The organism is Shouchella rhizosphaerae, assembly GCF_036700015.1.
Lineage (GTDB): Bacteria > Bacillota > Bacilli > Bacillales > Bacillaceae_D > Shouchella > Shouchella rhizosphaerae.
This window is the reverse complement of the sequence record NZ_CP144921.1, coordinates 3,269,735-3,287,165: the sequence shown is the minus strand read 5'-3', so window position 1 is coordinate 3,287,165 and position 17,431 is coordinate 3,269,735. Positions and strand designations below refer to the sequence as shown.

Below are 17,431 nucleotides of genomic sequence, written 5' to 3'. Positions count from 1 at the left end.
TCTTTAAGGTTGTCATTCTCCCTAACTTCCCTTCCCTAGAGTTATTCGGCACGCGCCAACAAATCACTCATAAATTTTCCGATCGTTCGTAACTCCGTCTCAGAATAGGATTCGAAAATTGGTAAAAACTTTTTTCTGGTTTCTTGAGGTACGTCAGCAATAGAAGTCAACCATATCCCCAAACAGCTGTTTGATAAATTCAAGCTCGCGTTCGTTGTATCTTTCCAAAAACTCATACATCCGTTGCTTTTCCTTCGCGTGGAGCTCCTCATGAGCAGCAAACAGCTTTTTGCCGACAGGCGTTAGCCGAAAATACACTTCCTTTTTGTTATCGTTGAGTTGGGCTTTTCGCACCCAACCTGCTTTAAGTAATTTATTTGTAATTTTGGAGGTATTCCCTTTGCTTACATTTATCCTTTCCGCGAGGGTTGTGACATTGATTGGCTCCCATTCACCGATACACGCAATCGTGTGCAGTTCCGTCATATTCAAACTGAATTCCGATTCAATATGCTTCCGGATATCCTCCAGGTATGTGGCAGTTATTCGAGTTTCATATTGCTCTTTTCGCTCAAGAAACTGAACGAATAATTCATGAATGGCGTTTTTGTTTTTATTGGCAGTATCCATGCTTATGCTCGCTCCTTGACTTATTTATTATATTATATCATAGATTGTTTTCTGGGAAACAAAGAGAAACAAATGGATATGCTTATGTTGAGATGGGGGTTGACAGGATAAAGAGTGACCCAGTACACTATTATTGTTTCATATGAAACTAAAATTATATGTAACCTTTATCACACCCTTTTTTTATAAGCAATAAAAGAGTTTCCGAAGAAACAATAATTAATGAAGGAGGTGCATACCGGCCTATGGAAATCGTGAATCCAAAGACATTGACGGAAAAGGTTACATCTGTCATTTCTCATGTTGTGGTAACGACTGCCTCCAAACTGGCCTTCATCTCAGGTCAGGTTTCTGTGGATGAAACAGGATCATTGATCGGTTCAGGGGACTATTACACGCAAGCGATTCAAGTGTTCACCAATCTCAAGTATGCATTGGAAGCCGTGCGGGCGGATCCATTGTACATTGCAAAAATGAATATTTTTGTGGTAAACCACAACCCGGAATTGATTTCGATTATTTTCGAGGCAGGATTTCATGTGCTTGGCCCTAACTGGCCGAAGACAGCAAGTACCTATATAGGCGTTCAAGCGCTAGCCGATCCTGAATGGCTTATCGAAATAGACGCTATCGTGATCTTCCCATAATGTTTAAGAAAAGAGGTTATTGATATGAAATATGAAGTCATCCTTATCGGTGGCGGTCCTGTCGGCATGATGTTGGCTGGGGAATTGGCATTAGCCGGTGTAAAGGTCTGCGTCATTGAGCGACTAAAGGAGACAACTCCTTATTCACGGGCGCTTACCGTACATCCACGCACCCTGGAAATTTTAGATATGCGTGGAATGAAATCACAATTAATCAAGCAAGGACGCTTACTTTCGAGAGGCCATTTCGCCGGACTAGAAACCCCCTTAGATTTCTCGGTATTGGATTCCTCTTCCAATCACACTCTCTTTTTACCGCAGAGTGAGACGGAGAAGGCGCTGGAGGAATGGGCGCTTAGCCTTGGCGCAGAAGTCTGGAGAGAGGTCGAGGCACTATCTGTGCATCAGGATGCGGCTGGCGTCGATGTTAAGATCGCCGGTCCTCATGGAGAAACAACATTACGATCTGCTTATGTGGTAGGTACGGATGGAGCCAGAAGCTTGGTTCGCAAGCACTCTAACATATCGTTTGAAGGTACAGACACGACCTTCACGGCTATTTTGGGGGATGCCATTCTATCTGATTTGGCTCCTATGAGTGTCATCTCCCGGATTACAGAACAAGGCTTGGTCAGCATCATGCCGATCAATGATTATTTCTATCGGGTCTTGATGATCGATATGGAGAGACGTAACATCTCTAAGGATGAACCCGTAACATTGGAAGAGTTTCGTTCATCGCTCATCCGTACAACCGGAAGCGACCTAGGATTGAACGATGTGAAATGGATGTCCCGTTTCGGAAATGCGACGCGGCAAGCGGGACGCTATCGGAATGGTCGAATGTTCTTGGCGGGAGATTCGGCGCATATTCATTTTCCGGCTGGTGGACAGGGAATGAACGTTGGCTTACAAGAAGCGATGAACTTAGGCTGGAAGCTTGCAGGGGCAATCAAAGGCTGGGCTCCGGACTGGTTATTGGACAGTTATCATGCCGAACGTTTCCCATGGAATACGGCTTTGCTCCGGAATACCGAAGTCCAAACCATGCTTCTGGATGTGACTCCTCCCATCACGGAACTGCGAAGCATGCTGGCTGATCTGATTCAAATACCGGAGGCTAATTATCAAATCGCTGCACAGATTTCCGCCCTAGATGTACATTATGCACCCGACGCCGAAGCCCCTTCCCATCCTTTAAACGGGAAACGGTTCAAGGATCTTCGCTTAAAGCTGAAAGACGGGCAATTGATAAACGCCTATTCGCTCCTGCACAAAGGTACTTTTCTTCTGTTGCATTTCCATTCTAATGAACAGAATAGCAGTCAATGGGAAACGTATAGCAACCTTCAAGTTGTACATGCCTCTTTGGCCGATGCTGATGCGGATTGGAACGACGTCCATACAGCGCTTATTCGGCCGGATGGACATATTGCCTGGGCGATTTCTTTATCCGAGCCAAATCCAATGCAAACCATAAACGAAGGAATCACTCGCTGGTGCGGAGACATTACGGATTAGGAATTCCTTTGAGGTGTGTAACCGCCTCCCTACCCAGCTAGGGCCAGGTCTGTAGATGATTGAACAAGCACTGTCCTTTCCATCAATGGAATCAAGTTCTTGTTTTCAGGTTAGGATAAAACTTGATTCCTTAAATTCTTCCAATTTTGCAGAACCCATTATCACACCCTTGACCCTGCGCTTTACCGCTATTTGTGATACGGTTCTCCTCGTGTCTTTTAGTTGTCATGCATCATCTTCCGAAACTAGAAGATGATGCATTTTAGTCGTTTGCCATCAATTGCAACTTCAATTCATTAATTGCATGCCTTTTTAAACTTCATCCAGATACTCTCCGATACCTTGACTGCCGGCACTCATTCGCGCCCTCAAGAACGTCGTTATTACGATCGCAATAGCGACTCCAACCACTCCGACCCATGTAATGGATGAAAGAGACACTCGGTCAACCATGACGCCTCCGATTGCAGCACCCGCAGCCATGGACAACTGCATCATGGATTGGTTCAAACTTAGCATGATTCCAGAATAATTCGGTTCAATCCGAACTAGATTGACTTGTTGCGTTGGACCGGAAGACCATGCCGCAAACGACCACAAAATCAAGAGGATGACAATCGGCAGCCATGCATGCGTATAGGTAACGGTTAAAGAGAGGAGAAGCAGCGCTATGACGTGCAAGAGCATCCCCCCTGACAGTGTCGGGAATACCCCCCATTTATCCGTGCTGAAACCGCCGAATTTGGATCCGAGCAAGCTAGCGATGCCGAAAGCCAACAGCACTCCACTCAGCATCCCTTCTTTTAACCCGGCAACATCAAGTAGATACGGTGAAATGTAGGTGTAGGCAATCGAGTATCCGCCAAGCCAGAAAAAGGTAATCGCAAGCCCTAGCGCTACGTTTCCGTTTTTCAAAAAGGCAAGTTGCTTGGACAACGGAATCGGTTTATCCCCTTGAATTCGAGGGATGATGACGTACAGAACGAACATAGCCACCAGACCGGCCAGTGCCAATATACCAAAAACAGCTTTCCATCCAAACTGTGCTGCAACGATACGTCCTAGAGGCACGCCGATAATCAAGGAAGCCGTAAAGCCCATGACCACGGTAGCAATCGCGCTTGCTTTTTTGCCTGGAGCAGCAATTTTTGCGGCGATGTCCAAAGCAGTTACCACGACCATTCCCGCGCCTAGAGCCATGATGACGCGAGCTGCGAGAAACGATGCATAGCCAGGCAAAACGAATGACAGTACATTCCCAATTACGAAGATACCTAGCGCCCAAACCAGCAGTTTTTGTCTTTCCACCTTAGCAGTCAACGCCATCAGGATCGGGGTACCAATGGCGTATACAAAGGAAAAAATCGTGACTAACTGCCCCGCAGAAGTAACGGAAATACCCATTGTATCCGAGATTTTATCTAAGATGCCAGAAATAACGTACTCTGATGTACCCACTAAAAAAGTAACTAAAGCCAATAAATAGACTTTCCACGTGTTAGACAATGCATTCACTTCTCCTTTTTTTATTGTTTTTACAGTTACCGATATATGAGGATCCTTTTTAATTTACATATCGCGATATGTCGATATGTAAGGCCGAAAAACTGAATACGTTTAAGGTATTCAGTATCAGTATTCAGTTCAGATTAGAGTTTCTGATTCAAATATGCAGCCAACTCACTGATCTTCTCTTCATCTCGTTTGTAGTACGTGTATTTGCCGATCCGCTCAGTTCGAATCAGTCCGGCCCGTTGTAGAATGAACAAATACTGCGATGCTGTCGACTGTGTCATGTTCAACTTATCCTTCACTTGACTGACACACACCCCGATTTTCCTCATATCCACTCCTTCATGGGGCACAAAATGTTTTTCAGGCTCCTTGAGCCACTGTAAAATCTGTAATCTCGACTCGTTAGACAACGCTTTGAATACTTCAATTGGATCCATGCCTTTTATTATATCTACATTTTGCGATATGTCAATCCTAATTCTACTCTCGCTCATTTTATTCCTCTACGGCGATGCCGGCAGCTCTTAAGTGCCCATAGGCAACGATTTTACTAAACTGAGATGAAACCTCCTCTGTAGAAAGGGGCTTATCGTTTTTAATCCACCAAATGACAATTCCCATTAAAGCCGATCCGAGGTATTCGATCAGCAATTCATTGGATATCGCTAATGGGGCATTTTCCTGAGCAGGTTTCCACCCCTCCATTAATTTATCCTTAATGATATCCTCCATTTTGGCTTGAAACGGATAAATTCGATTCTCTTCAATTAACATGGAACGGTAAAAGGTCATGTTTAGAGAAATATGCTCCAGTACCGTTTGCATGACTGTCTCGAGTAGAGAAATGCTGAAAGGATTCATGCTGATCGGACAAAAAAGGATTGCATCCTTAAAATCGCTTAACAGTTCATTCATACATGTATCTAATAAATCAGGTTTGTTTTGGTAGTGGAGATAAAACGTATTTCGATTGATCATAGCCCGATCAGCAATATCCTGGACCGTTATCGCCTCGTATCCTTTTTCCTGAATAAGCTCATAAAACGCTTTTCGAATCGATTGTTTCGTGCGCAGTATTCTTAAGTCGGTTTTCTTATTCATTGGTTTCGTTCCCCCTAAATTTATTTAGGTCGTTAAGCGACAAAGTTTTATATGTTGTCTGTTATCCATCATAACTAAAAATATTGAATATTGAGCGTTATATTAACCTCTATTATAATGAGCAGCAGATAAATAAACAACGTATTGTTCATTATTTATCTAATGACCAAAAAATTTCAAGGAGGATATTTCAATGACATCCAACCATCAAAATGAGCTTGTTCGTAAGGCAGTCGCCGTACTGGAAAGTTTTGAGAGCGGCAACCCCGAAGCGATTATGGCTTATGTTCATCCAGACCAATACATTCAGCACAACCAGGCTTTAATCGATGGTCGTGAAGCCATGCTTGGCGCACTAGATCATTTAAAGGAGATTGGTACTAAGGTAAGCATTAAACGGACTTTAGTCGACGGAAATTATGTGGCTCTTCATTCTGTATATGATTTTCACGGTCCTAAAATCGTATTTGATATCTTCCGTTTTGAGAATGGATTAATCGTTGAGCATTGGGACAATTTGCAAGAGATGGTGGAAAAGACACCAAGCAATCATACGATGATTGACGGGCCGATTACGATTAAGGATATCGACAAGACCGACGCCAACAAAGCATTAGTCAAAAGCTTTGTTGAGAACATCTTGCTAGGGAAGAATCCTGACCTGCTTGCCTCTTACTTTGATGGAGATAACTACATTCAGCATAGTCCCCATATAGCGGACGGTCTTTCTGGCCTACACGCTGCTTTGCACATCAAGTCATCGGACAAGGCGATTTTGTTCTTACCGTGAGTGAAGGCCTATTTGATGGTCAGCATACCGCTTTCTACGATTTGTTCCGCGTAGAGAATGGAAAGATCGCTGAACATTGGGACGTAATCGAGGCCATCTTGCCAGCAGAAAAACGAAAAAATTCGAACAGTAGATTTTGAAGTTTGTGTAGCTAAATCTCAAGAAAGGCATCGCCGAATGTCATGACGGTGATGTCTTTCGCTTCGCGAATGTATTTGAGTAATCAATTTTGTAATCAAATGGATAAGAAGCGTTGCTACAGCAATGCTATTTTTGTTCATAACAGTGACCTTGTGTTGTAGCCATATAAAATGCAAGCCTTTCACAAATAAATATTGCGGTTGATAATTAACAATCTTACGAGGAGGAGAGGAGCATAAAAATGCTGGCACAAAAAACGATGTGGCTAGGAATGGTGCTCGTCCTGATCGTGTTAACCGTATTCGGGGTAGCGATGATGGGATCGGTGCTTGGATCGAAGCCAAAGGAGCTCCCGGTGGCTCTCGTTATCCTCTCATATGTAAAAAATAGCACAAATGAAACAGTTATTAGCCTAGAGACGATCTTACAAACAATATAGTGGAAACAAAACATGAAAAAAGCTCCCTACAAAGTAGAAAGCTCTCGTGTAATAGGCATTGCTATTACTTAGGTTTGGCACCTAATACCGGTGGTCGGGGTCGAACCGACACTCCCGAAGGAACACGATTTTGAGTCGTGCGCGTCTGCCAATTCCGCCACACCGGCCCATTTTTTGAGAAGCTAGGTTGCTCTCATCAACTGACAAGAACTAATATACCACGCATTGGTAAGGTGGTCAATACTTTTTAATAAAAAAATAACCATCAATATAAAATAAATTAGAGAGCAGCAAAAATGCTGCTGCTCTCCTATACAATGGTTACTTGATAAAACACAAAGCGACACCATATCCCTTGTCCTCATCGTACGCTTTTGTAAGACGCATGACTTTTATCGGTCCATTTTCTCCTGGCACGCCTATTCCACCGTTGGCTTTTACATAATCTCCTGGCTGGACGGAGTCAGAGACACGGACGTGAATTTGACCTGTTAGCCCGACGATATTCCACTCTTGGCGTTTACTGCGTGGAGTGTAAGGCAGGCTTGGATCATATTGTGGATTTTCTAACGGCAGTTCAACAACCTCTTCTGTATACGTAGGAAGCGTATTGCCGTCTTCATCGACATCATACGTGCGGATTGTTTGTGGCTCATAGACCATGCCGCCAAACTCGTTAGTTAAATATCGGCCTTGCCAATAAAGTGCCGATTCTCCAAGGACCACCCCTGCTGTTTCAGAAATAGCGCCAAGAATATCGTCTCCTTCCTCAGCCACGCGGATTTTATCTCCATCAAGAGTGACAAGCAGGCCAGTGGCAATGGGGTTTCCATCTATGCTTTCGAAGTACTCGGCATAATCGGTAAATGTCTGTGCACTTGAAAGCGTGCCCGCAGCTCGGACTGTACCAGTACGGCTATTAAGCTCCCACTTGATATTGGCGCTGCTTGGGTTGCCTGAAGCCCCATACCCGCCGACTACAGAATAGCCATTTGGGTTGGCTACTAAATTACTCGCAAGTACCATCGAGCTAAACGCCCCTCCTGACTGGCCAGCAACCGCGCCGCTGGAGCTAAGGATGCCGCTTCGAGGCCCTTGCGCCCGTGAATTGCCTGCACTTCCTAGGACGATTGCCCCTTCGCCAACTGCGTGGGAATTAGATGAGGCAGCCACCATCGTTTTAGAAGCTGAAGCTGTTGGCGACGAAGTGCTTGCAAGTATGATCGATTGTTCGGTGGAAGGTGCCCCTGTACTTGAAGCAATCCGTGCGCCTCCTTTAATCACTGTAATTGGCTCTTTATAGGCCACACCACCGCTGCGGACAGCATACTTGTATCCAGTCACGGATACACCGCTAATGTTGACAGAGTTTGTCGCCGCTTCCACTGCATTTTCTCCCTCTCCCTTAGAATTAATTGCATTGACATTGGAAATGGAGACGTTGCTATGTCCGCTGCCGACGTATATTCCGTTATTTTTTCCGGCATCATAAATATGAATATTTGACAAGGAAATGTGGTCGCCACGGTTTCCTCCACCAAATACAATGATAGCGTCGCTGGCGTTATGAAAACGGCTTACGTTAATGCCGTTAAGGGATACATTTTTCGCTTTATATTGAATCGCAATGACAGGCGTATTGCCAAAGTCGTAGGATAGATCGCCAATTGCCGTAAAGTTGGTAATGCTAACATTGGTATAAGCGCTAATCACAAGAGCACGGGGATCTGTATTGTTCTGGAACCCCCTTTTTTTGTTTGGGTGCAGCGATACGAGATTAGTAGCCGTAATATGATAGGCCGTTTTTGAGTCAGGATCATCGCCGGTATGATGGCCGATATGGCGGAAGTTATAGCTACGTGTGTCTTCCCTAGAAATATGCCCAAGAATATGGACATTGTTCGCTGCACTGGAGTTGGCATGGGCTTTAATTTCAATACCCCCATAACAACCCATAGAGTAATTGTTTGATAGAAGCACATGGCGGCTTCCGTCATCGATCTCAATTCCATTTGCATTTCCTCTACTGTTAGGTTCATAGGCATAGCAATTGGAAATGGTGATGTATTCACTATGGTGAGTGGTAAATCCATCATCGATCCAGTCAGTTGCTTTACAGCCATCAATCCAAACATATTGGGAAGGCCCCGAATCAACGGTCCCATCTCCACCATAGTGGTAATCTAGACCGGTCGACGTAACGTCAAATCCATGCAACGTGCTGTTGTAGGCAAATACATCCTTTACCCAGCCGTACTTTACACCATGGAATGTTAAGCAACTGGAACGGCTACCTCCGGCTGGCTCTACACCCCTTCTGCGGTTACCGTCTAAGCTTAGATGACGAACCGCAATATACTCGGCACCATGGTCCTTATCCTTTACCGACACCGTCCATTCATAACTTGGCGCCTGATTAGGCGTTTGGATCGTTGTTAATTCCATCCCTTGCCCTTCTAACACGGTTCGACTTGGTAGCTTGACAGTGGCATAATACCGTTTTGGCCCTAAAATCAGTTTGACATTTCCGTCGCCTAACGCTTCTTCAAAATACTTCGTTTGGTCACTTTCTTCTTCCCCTTCAGGAATAAAGTCATCGATGTAAACTATCCTTGCATCCTCAATTTGTTGCAGCGTTTTCGTCAAATGCTCAAAAGCCTTGTCCTCTTCCTTTGCCTCGCATGTTTCCCATTCGTCGTTTTTCATAAAGGAAAACGCCTCCTTCTTTTATTCTGCTAGTAAAAAGCAGTTACGTTTAAAAGAGAAGGAAGCCATCTAAAAACAAAAAAACTGACATTAAAAATGTCAGTTTGCATACGCGCCCGAGAGGATTCGAACCTCTAACCGCTTGATTCGTAGTCAAGTACTCTATCCAGTTGAGCTACGGGCGCAATTTTCTTCATGTCGTTTCATAAGATGCCGAGGGCCGGACTCGAACCGGCACGGTAGTCACCTACCGCAGGATTTTAAGTCCTGTGTGTCTGCCAATTCCACCACCCCGGCCTATCTAGGACTACAACTGATTTTTAAATTGGAGGCGGCAACCGGATTTGAACCGGTGATAAGGGTTTTGCAGACCCGTGCCTTACCACTTGGCTATGCCGCCGTAAAAACTAAAGCGGAAGACGGGATTCGAACCCGCGACCCCCACCTTGGCAAGGTGATATTCTACCACTGAACTACTTCCGCATATGGCTGGGCTACCTGGATTCGAACCAGGGATCACGGAATCAAAATCCGATGCCTTACCGCTTGGCTATAGCCCATTGCTATTTAAATGGGGCGGCTGATGGGAATCGAACCCACGAAATGCCGGAACCACAATCCGGTGCGTTAACCACTTCGCCACAACCGCCATATTGATACAAGCTTAAACGATTCAAGTTGGCAGGGGCAGTAGGAATCGAACCCACACTGGAGGTTTTGGAGACCTCTGTTCTACCGTTAAACTATGCCCCTATGAAAATGGTGGAGGGGGACGGATTCGAACCGCCGAACCCTGAGGGAGCGGATTTACAGTCCGCCGCGTTTAGCCACTTCGCTACCCCTCCAGTTTCAAAAGACAATACTTATCATATCCGTAATTGATCAAAATGTCAATGATTTTTTGATAAGTGATGCCGGCCAGAGGACTTGAACCCCCAACCTACTGATTACGATTCAGTTGCTCTACCAATTGAGCTAGACCGGCCCAAATCGTATGATGGTGGCTCGAGACGGAATCGAACCGCCGACACACGGATTTTCAGTCCGTTGCTCTACCAACTGAGCTATCGAGCCATTCCAATTAAATGGCGGTCCGGACGGGACTCGAACCCGCGACCTCCTGCGTGACAGGCAGGCATTCTAACCAACTGAACTACCGGACCATTTTTTGTTTTTGTATTGGTTGCGGGGGACGGATTTGAACCGCCGACCTTCGGGTTATGAGCCCGACGAGCTACCAGGCTGCTCCACCCCGCGTCGTTAGGAATAAATGAATTTTTGCTGTACTATTGGTTGAAAGAGCATGGCTGTCTCTTCCTCTGCCAGCTTTTTCGGGGAAGCTTGTTTGCGTCGAGACAACTCACTTCGTTCGTTGCTCCACCCCGCGTCGTTAGGAATAAATGAATTTTTGCTGTACTATTGGTTGAAAGAGCATGGCTGTCTCTTCCTCTGCCAGCTTTTTCGGGGAAGCTTGTTTGCGTCGAGACAACTCACTTCGTTCGTTGCTCCACCCCGCGTCGTTAGGAATAAATGAAATTTTGCTGTGCTATTGGTTGAAAGAGCATGGCTGTCTCTTCCTCTGATAGCTTTTTCGGGGAAGCTTGTTTGCGTCGAGACAACTCACTTCGTTCGTTGCTCCACCCCGCGCTATTAGAAATAAATATAGATTGTACGTTACTCTAATTTGATTGCGATGGTGGAGGATGACGGGCTCGAACCGCCGACCCTCTGCTTGTAAGGCAGATGCTCTCCCAGCTGAGCTAATCCTCCATCATTTCCTACAATTCTATTTATTCTCTTCAAAAATGGTGACCCGTACGGGATTCGAACCCGTGTTACCGCCGTGAAAGGGCGGTGTCTTAACCGCTTGACCAACGGGCCTTTTATGTATGATGGCGGAGAGCGAGGGATTCGAACCCTCGAGACGGTTTTACACCGCCTACACGATTTCCAATCGTGCTCCTTCGGCCAACTCGGACAGCTCTCCTAATGGCTCCACAGGCAGGATTCGAACCTGCGACCGATCGGTTAACAGCCGATAGCTCTACCACTGAGCTACTGTGGAACGATATGTAAGCCCGGCAACGTCCTACTCTCGCAGGAGGAAGCCTCCAACTACCATCGGCGCAAAAGAGCTTAACGGCCGTGTTCGGCATGGGAACGGGTGTGACCTCTTTGCCATTGTCACCGGACTCTACTTCAGATAAACTTCGGATTTCTTCGTCCAGTTCGTGTCTCTCAGTCGGTCACGTACGTTTGGGTACGCTCCCTTCTTCGAGCACTCCTGTCCTCGAACTCCTCGCTTCTCTTCGTAGTTCTTTCAGATAAGCAGCGAATCTCTTCGTCTCGTTCGTGATTCTTCTTCAGTCACGTACATGTGTACGCTCCTTCAGCCGAACACTTCCGATCCTCGACCTTCTTGCTTCTCTTTGTCAATCGCTTTGCTTCAGAGGCGGCGAATGACTTCGTCTGCACTGAAGCGTAAGGATGAAAAGAATGGGTGATTCTTTCAAAACTAAATCCGAAATAGACTCAATTGTCAAGAATGTATATAGGATAAGTCCTCGACCGATTAGTATCAGTCCGCTCCACGTGTCGCCACGCTTCCACTTCTGACCTATCAACCTCATCATCTCTAAGGGGTCTTACTGGCTTACGCCATGGGAAATCTCATCTTGAGGGGGGCTTCATGCTTAGATGCTTTCAGCACTTATCCCGTCCATACGTAGCTACCCAGCGATGCTCCTGGCGGAACAACTGGTACACCAGCGGTATGTCCATCCCGGTCCTCTCGTACTAAGGACAGCTCCTCTCAAATTTCCTACGCCCGCGACGGATAGGGACCGAACTGTCTCACGACGTTCTGAACCCAGCTCGCGTGCCGCTTTAATGGGCGAACAGCCCAACCCTTGGGACCTACTTCAGCCCCAGGATGCGACGAGCCGACATCGAGGTGCCAAACCTCCCCGTCGATGTGGACTCTTGGGGGAGATAAGCCTGTTATCCCCAGGGTAGCTTTTATCCGTTGAGCGACGGCCCTTCCATACGGCACCGCCGGATCACTAAGCCCGACTTTCGTCCCTGCTCGACTTGTAGGTCTCGCAGTCAAGCTCCCTTCTGCCTTTGCACTCTACGAATGATTTCCAACCATTCTGAGGGAACCTTTGGGCGCCTCCGTTACTGTTTAGGAGGCGACCGCCCCAGTCAAACTGCCCACCTGACAATGTCCCTGGCCCGGATCACGGGTCGAGGTTAGAATGCCAGCACCATCAGGGTAGTATCCCACCGACGCCTCCACCGAAGCTAGCGCTCCGGTTTCCAAGGCTCCTACCTATCCTGTACAGATGATACCAACACTCACTATCAAGCTACAGTAAAGCTCCATGGGGTCTTTCCGTCCTGTCGCGGGTAACCTGCATCTTCACAGGTACTATAATTTCACCGGGTCTCTCGTTGAGACAGTATCCAAGTCGTTGCACCATTCGTGCGGGTCGGAACTTACCCGACAAGGAATTTCGCTACCTTAGGACCGTTATAGTTACGGCCGCCGTTTACTGGGGCTTCAATTCAGAGCTTCTCCCGTAAGGGATGACCCTTCCTCTTAACCTTCCAGCACCGGGCAGGTGTCAGCCCCTATACTTCGCCTTACGGCTTCGCAGAGACCTGTGTTTTTGCTAAACAGTCGCTTGGATCCTTTCACTGCGTCTCTCTCGGGCGATTAACCCTACTAGAGCACCCCTTCTCCCGAAGTTACGGGGTCATTTTGCCGAGTTCCTTAACGAGAGTTCTCCCGAGCGTCTTAGAATTCTCTTCTCGCCTACCTGTGTCGGTTTGCGGTACGGGCACCTGTATTCTCACTAGAGGCTTTTCTCGGCAGCGGAGGATCAGGGATTTCGGACCCGAAGGTCCTTCACGGTCACAGCTCAGCCTTATGGAACACGGATTTGCCTATGTTCCAGCCTCGCATGCTTCGACGCGCACAGCCAGCGGCGCGCTCACCCTACCTTTCTGCGTCCCCCCATCGTTCAAACGAATACGAGGTGGTACAGGAATATCAACCTGTTGTCCATCGCCTACGCCTTTCGGCCTCGGCTTAGGTCCCGACTAACCCTGAGCGGACGAGCCTTCCTCAGGAAACCTTGGGCTTTCGACGGATAGGATTCTCACCTATCTTTTCGCTACTCATACCGGCATTCTCACTTCCAAGCACTCCACTAGTCCTCACGATCTAGCTTCGCTGTCCTTGGAACGCTCCCCTACCCAATCCCTTACGGGATTGCCATAGCTTCGGTGATACGTTTAGCCCCGGTACATTTTCGGCGCAGAGTCACTCGACCAGTGAGCTATTACGCACTCTTTCAATGATGGCTGCTTCTAAGCCAACATCCTGGTTGTCTGGGCAACTCCACATCCTTTTCCACTTAACGTATACTTGGGGACCTTAGCTGATGGTCTGGGCTGTTTCCCTCTTGACTACGGATCTTAGCACTCGCAGTCTGACTCCCGAGTTAAAGTCATTGGCATTCGGAGTTTGACTGAATTCGGTAATCCTGTGGGGACCCCTCGTCCAATCAGTGCTCTACCTCCAAGACTCATCACTCGAGGCTAGCCCTAAAGCTATTTCGGGGAGAACCAGCTATTTCCGAGTTCGATTGGCATTTCACCCCTACCCACACCTCATCCCCGCAATTTTCAACTTGCGTGGGTTCGGGCCTCCAGTCGGTGTTACCCGACCTTCACCCTGGACATGGGTAGATCACCCGGTTTCGGGTCTACGGCATCGTACTAATGCGCCCTATTCAGACTCGCTTTCGCTGCGGCTCCGCTTCATCAGCTTAACCTTGCACGATACCGTAACTCGCCGGTTCATTCTACAAAAGGCACGCCATCACCCGTTAACGGGCTCTGACTAGTTGTAGGCACACGGTTTCAGGATCTCTTTCACTCCCCTTCCGGGGTACTTTTCACCTTTCCCTCACGGTACTGGTTCACTATCGGTCACTAGGGAGTATTTAGCCTTGGGAGATGGTCCTCCCGGATTCCGACGGGGTTTCACGTGTCCCGCCGTACTCAGGATCCACTCTGGAGGAAACGAAGTTTCAGCTACAGGGCTGTTACCTTCTTCGGCCTGCCTTTCCAGACAGTTCACCTACTCCGTTTCTTGATCACTCCGTTATTGAGTGTCCTACAACCCCAAGAGGCAAGCCTCTTGGTTTGGGCTGTTTCCGTTTCGCTCGCCGCTACTCAGGAAATCGCATTTGCTTTCTCTTCCTCCGGGTACTTAGATGTTTCAGTTCCCCGGGTCTGCCTCTCGACATCCTATGTGTTCAGATGTCAGTACCATCCCATTACGGATGGTGGGTTCCCCCATTCGGAAATCTCCGGATCGAAGCTTACTTACAGCTCCCCGAAGCCTATCGCGGTTCGTCGCGTCCTTCATCGGCTCCTAGTGCCAAGGCATTCACCGTGCGCCCTTTCTAACTTATCCTTTTTCACGGCAGATCACCGTCGCATCTCTTCGTCTGGTTCATGATTCTCAGTCGGTCACGTAGGCAACTACGCTCCCTCCTTCGAACATTTCCCATCCTCGACCTGCTCGGTTCTCTTTGTGAAACTTTTTTGCTTCAGATCAGCGGCGGATCTCTTCGTCCACTTACGTTATTCTCACTCGGTCACGTACACTCGTACGCTCCCTCATTCGAAAACGTGTGTCCTCGATCTCCTTGCTGCTCTTCGCAAAAATTAAAAAATACATAAAAAGGTATGCATTGAATTCTTGACGTCTCGTTCAAACAGTTATACAACCGATGAACAAAGATCAATTTGAGTTATTTCTGGATTTAGTTTTCAAAGAACCTGAGAGAATGAGTCCTCTCAAAACTGAACAAGGCTACTGATTTCAATTACATCATGTAACACTTCTCAGTTTATGCTTCGTGCTGCCTTGCGACGAGTAACCGCAGGAGCAAAAGCATTTAATCGAGAGTTTTGAGTCCTCTCAAAACTGAACAACAGCACAAGCGCTATATGACCAGAAGGTCATACATCGACTAGAGTAAAAACTCCATAGAAAGGAGGTGATCCAGCCGCACCTTCCGATACGGCTACCTTGTTACGACTTCACCCCAATCATTTGTCCCACCTTAGGCGGCTGGCTCCAAAAGGTTGCCTCACCGACTTCGGGTGTTACAAACTCTCGTGGTGTGACGGGCGGTGTGTACAAGACCCGGGAACGTATTCACCGCGGCATGCTGATCCGCGATTACTAGCAATTCCGGCTTCATGCAGGCGAGTTGCAGCCTGCAATCCGAACTGAGAATGGCTTTATGGGATTGGCTTCACCTCGCGGTTTCGCTGCCCTTTGTACCATCCATTGTAGCACGTGTGTAGCCCAGGTCATAAGGGGCATGATGATTTGACGTCATCCCCACCTTCCTCCGGTTTGTCACCGGCAGTCACCTTAGAGTGCCCAACTTAATGCTGGCAACTAAGATCAAGGGTTGCGCTCGTTGCGGGACTTAACCCAACATCTCACGACACGAGCTGACGACAACCATGCACCACCTGTCACTTTGCCCCCGAAGGGGAAGCCCAATCTCTTGGGTGGTCAAAGGATGTCAAGACCTGGTAAGGTTCTTCGCGTTGCTTCGAATTAAACCACATGCTCCACTGCTTGTGCGGGTCCCCGTCAATTCCTTTGAGTTTCAGCCTTGCGGCCGTACTCCCCAGGCGGAGTGCTTAATGTGTTAACTTCGGCACTACGGGCATCGAAACCCCTAACACCTAGCACTCATCGTTTACGGCGTGGACTACCAGGGTATCTAATCCTGTTTGCTCCCCACGCTTTCGCGCCTCAGCGTCAGTTACAGACCAGAGAGTCGCCTTCGCCACTGGTGTTCCTCCACATCTCTACGCATTTCACCGCTACACGTGGAATTCCACTCTCCTCTTCTGCACTCAAGCTCCCCAGTTTCCAATGGCCGCTCGGGGTTGAGCCCCGAGATTTCACATCAGACTTAAGAAGCCGCCTGCGCGCGCTTTACGCCCAATAATTCCGGACAACGCTTGCCACCTACGTATTACCGCGGCTGCTGGCACGTAGTTAGCCGTGGCTTTCTGGTGAGGTACCGTCAAGGTACCGCCCTATTCGAACGGTACCGCTTCTTCCCTCACAACAGAGCTTTACGACCCGAAGGCCTTCCTCACTCACGCGGCGTTGCTCCGTCAGACTTTCGTCCATTGCGGAAGATTCCCTACTGCTGCCTCCCGTAGGAGTCTGGGCCGTGTCTCAGTCCCAGTGTGGCCGATCACCCTCTCAGGTCGGCTACGCATCGTTGCCTTGGTAAGCCGTTACCTTACCAACTAGCTAATGCGCCGCGGGCCCATCCCCTAGTGATAGCCGAAGCCATCTTTCACCCTCTCTCCAGGTGGAGAAAGGGATTATCCGGTATTAGCTCCGGTTTCCCGGAGTTATCCCAGTCTAAGGGGCAGGTTGCCCACGTGTTACTCACCCGTCCGCCGCTAAGTTTCAAAAAGCAAGCTTCTTAAAACTTCGCTCGACTTGCATGTATTAGGCACGCCGCCAGCGTTCGTCCTGAGCCAGGATCAAACTCTCCGTTAAAAAAGTTTACTTACACACGGATGTGTTGGCTTCGGTGTTGCGACAGGACGTCGCGACCTTAACCGAAGATCCTTAGCTTCATTGCACAACCGAAGTTGTGGCTCACTATGATTGACGAGATACCTTGTATCTCTTTTACGCTTGGCTTTTGTTCAGTTTTCAAAGGACTCGGTTGCGACTTCATGATCTTAACATAGCGAAGACCATTCAGTCAATTTGTTTTTCAATGAATCGCCAGTTCGTTGGCGACATGAAATAATATATCATGGCTACAGAGATCGGTCAACACTTTTTTAAATTTTTTTTTGGGAATGATCTCC

9 protein-coding genes, 17 tRNA genes and 3 rRNA genes are annotated in these 17,431 nt (G+C 47.7%); 4 read left to right on the top strand and 25 right to left on the bottom strand.

Going from position 1 to position 17,431, the window contains the following annotated elements; translation table 11 throughout:
- Positions 1-153: 153 nt before the first annotated feature.
- On the bottom strand, positions 154-630 hold the full coding sequence (locus V5G21_RS16245) for a MarR family transcriptional regulator (protein ID WP_011246236.1): 477 nt from the start codon (positions 628-630) through the stop codon (positions 154-156).
- 245 nt (positions 631-875) lie between these two features.
- Between V5G21_RS16245 and V5G21_RS16240 the strand changes: the two genes are divergently transcribed.
- Positions 876-1,277 carry a RidA family protein gene (locus V5G21_RS16240; protein ID WP_095236087.1) on the top strand — a complete coding sequence of 134 codons (402 nt, stop codon included), beginning with the start codon at positions 876-878 and terminating at the stop codon, positions 1,275-1,277.
- 24 nt (positions 1,278-1,301) lie between these two features.
- Complete coding sequence (locus V5G21_RS16235) at positions 1,302-2,798, top strand: monooxygenase (RefSeq protein ID WP_095236086.1); 1,497 nt, start codon at positions 1,302-1,304, stop codon at positions 2,796-2,798.
- 312 nt (positions 2,799-3,110) lie between these two features.
- On the opposite strand, the gene V5G21_RS16230 is transcribed toward V5G21_RS16235, so the two are convergent.
- From V5G21_RS16230 to V5G21_RS16220, 3 genes are all read right to left on the bottom strand, one after another.
- Entirely contained in the window at positions 3,111-4,304 is a 1,194-nt protein-coding gene (locus tag V5G21_RS16230; RefSeq protein WP_095236085.1) for an MFS transporter, read from the bottom strand.
- 143 nt (positions 4,305-4,447) lie between these two features.
- Entirely contained in the window at positions 4,448-4,750 is a 303-nt protein-coding gene (locus V5G21_RS16225) for an ArsR/SmtB family transcription factor (RefSeq protein ID WP_011246232.1), read from the bottom strand.
- Between the two features lie 58 nt (positions 4,751-4,808).
- A complete protein-coding gene (locus V5G21_RS16220; protein WP_095236084.1) occupies positions 4,809-5,414 on the bottom strand; it encodes a TetR/AcrR family transcriptional regulator in 606 nt (201 codons plus the stop codon).
- 193 nt (positions 5,415-5,607) lie between these two features.
- Between V5G21_RS16220 and V5G21_RS16215 the strand changes: the two genes are divergently transcribed.
- Both V5G21_RS16215 and V5G21_RS16210 read left to right on the top strand, forming a co-directional pair.
- Positions 5,608-6,204, top strand: a complete 597-nt coding sequence (locus V5G21_RS16215) for a nuclear transport factor 2 family protein (protein WP_257006128.1) — start codon at positions 5,608-5,610, stop codon at positions 6,202-6,204.
- A gap of 382 nt (positions 6,205-6,586) precedes the next feature.
- Positions 6,587-6,784, top strand: a complete 198-nt coding sequence (locus tag V5G21_RS16210; protein ID WP_011246231.1) for a hypothetical protein — start codon at positions 6,587-6,589, stop codon at positions 6,782-6,784.
- An 85-nt stretch (positions 6,785-6,869) separates the two neighbouring features.
- Here the strand turns inward: V5G21_RS16210 and V5G21_RS16205 are convergent.
- From V5G21_RS16205 to V5G21_RS16105, 21 genes are all read right to left on the bottom strand, one after another.
- Positions 6,870-6,951: transfer RNA gene (locus V5G21_RS16205), tRNA-Leu, on the bottom strand.
- 154 nt (positions 6,952-7,105) lie between these two features.
- A complete protein-coding gene (locus tag V5G21_RS16200; RefSeq protein ID WP_095295438.1) occupies positions 7,106-9,490 on the bottom strand; it encodes a peptidase G2 autoproteolytic cleavage domain-containing protein in 2,385 nt (794 codons plus the stop codon).
- 111 nt (positions 9,491-9,601) lie between these two features.
- Positions 9,602-9,675: transfer RNA gene (locus V5G21_RS16195), tRNA-Arg, on the bottom strand.
- A 26-nt stretch (positions 9,676-9,701) separates the two neighbouring features.
- Positions 9,702-9,787, bottom strand: a tRNA-Leu gene (locus V5G21_RS16190).
- A 29-nt stretch (positions 9,788-9,816) separates the two neighbouring features.
- Positions 9,817-9,890, bottom strand: a tRNA-Cys gene (locus tag V5G21_RS16185).
- Between the two features lie 11 nt (positions 9,891-9,901).
- Positions 9,902-9,973: transfer RNA gene (locus V5G21_RS16180), tRNA-Gly, on the bottom strand.
- 3 nt (positions 9,974-9,976) lie between these two features.
- Positions 9,977-10,050: transfer RNA gene (locus tag V5G21_RS16175), tRNA-Gln, on the bottom strand.
- Positions 10,051-10,062: 12 nt separating this feature from the next.
- Positions 10,063-10,139, bottom strand: a tRNA-His gene (locus tag V5G21_RS16170).
- A gap of 30 nt (positions 10,140-10,169) precedes the next feature.
- A tRNA-Trp gene (locus tag V5G21_RS16165) sits at positions 10,170-10,243 on the bottom strand.
- A 7-nt stretch (positions 10,244-10,250) separates the two neighbouring features.
- Positions 10,251-10,335 (bottom strand) — tRNA-Tyr (locus V5G21_RS16160).
- Between the two features lie 67 nt (positions 10,336-10,402).
- Positions 10,403-10,475, bottom strand: a tRNA-Thr gene (locus V5G21_RS16155).
- 13 nt (positions 10,476-10,488) lie between these two features.
- Positions 10,489-10,564: transfer RNA gene (locus V5G21_RS16150), tRNA-Phe, on the bottom strand.
- 12 nt (positions 10,565-10,576) lie between these two features.
- Positions 10,577-10,653: transfer RNA gene (locus tag V5G21_RS16145), tRNA-Asp, on the bottom strand.
- 17 nt (positions 10,654-10,670) lie between these two features.
- A tRNA-Met gene (locus tag V5G21_RS16140) sits at positions 10,671-10,747 on the bottom strand.
- Between the two features lie 437 nt (positions 10,748-11,184).
- Positions 11,185-11,260, bottom strand: a tRNA-Val gene (locus V5G21_RS16135).
- 36 nt (positions 11,261-11,296) lie between these two features.
- Positions 11,297-11,371: transfer RNA gene (locus tag V5G21_RS16130), tRNA-Glu, on the bottom strand.
- Between the two features lie 12 nt (positions 11,372-11,383).
- Positions 11,384-11,477, bottom strand: a tRNA-Ser gene (locus tag V5G21_RS16125).
- Between the two features lie 3 nt (positions 11,478-11,480).
- Positions 11,481-11,555 (bottom strand) — tRNA-Asn (locus V5G21_RS16120).
- Positions 11,556-11,566: 11 nt separating this feature from the next.
- A 5S ribosomal RNA gene (gene rrf, locus V5G21_RS16115) occupies positions 11,567-11,682 on the bottom strand.
- Positions 11,683-12,042: 360 nt separating this feature from the next.
- Positions 12,043-14,978: ribosomal RNA gene (locus V5G21_RS16110) — 23S ribosomal RNA — on the bottom strand.
- 582 nt (positions 14,979-15,560) lie between these two features.
- Positions 15,561-17,111 (bottom strand): 16S ribosomal RNA (locus V5G21_RS16105).
- Together the 16S, 23S and 5S rRNA genes with 16 tRNA genes alongside form the textbook arrangement of a ribosomal RNA operon.
- Between the last annotated feature and the right edge of the window lie 320 nt (positions 17,112-17,431).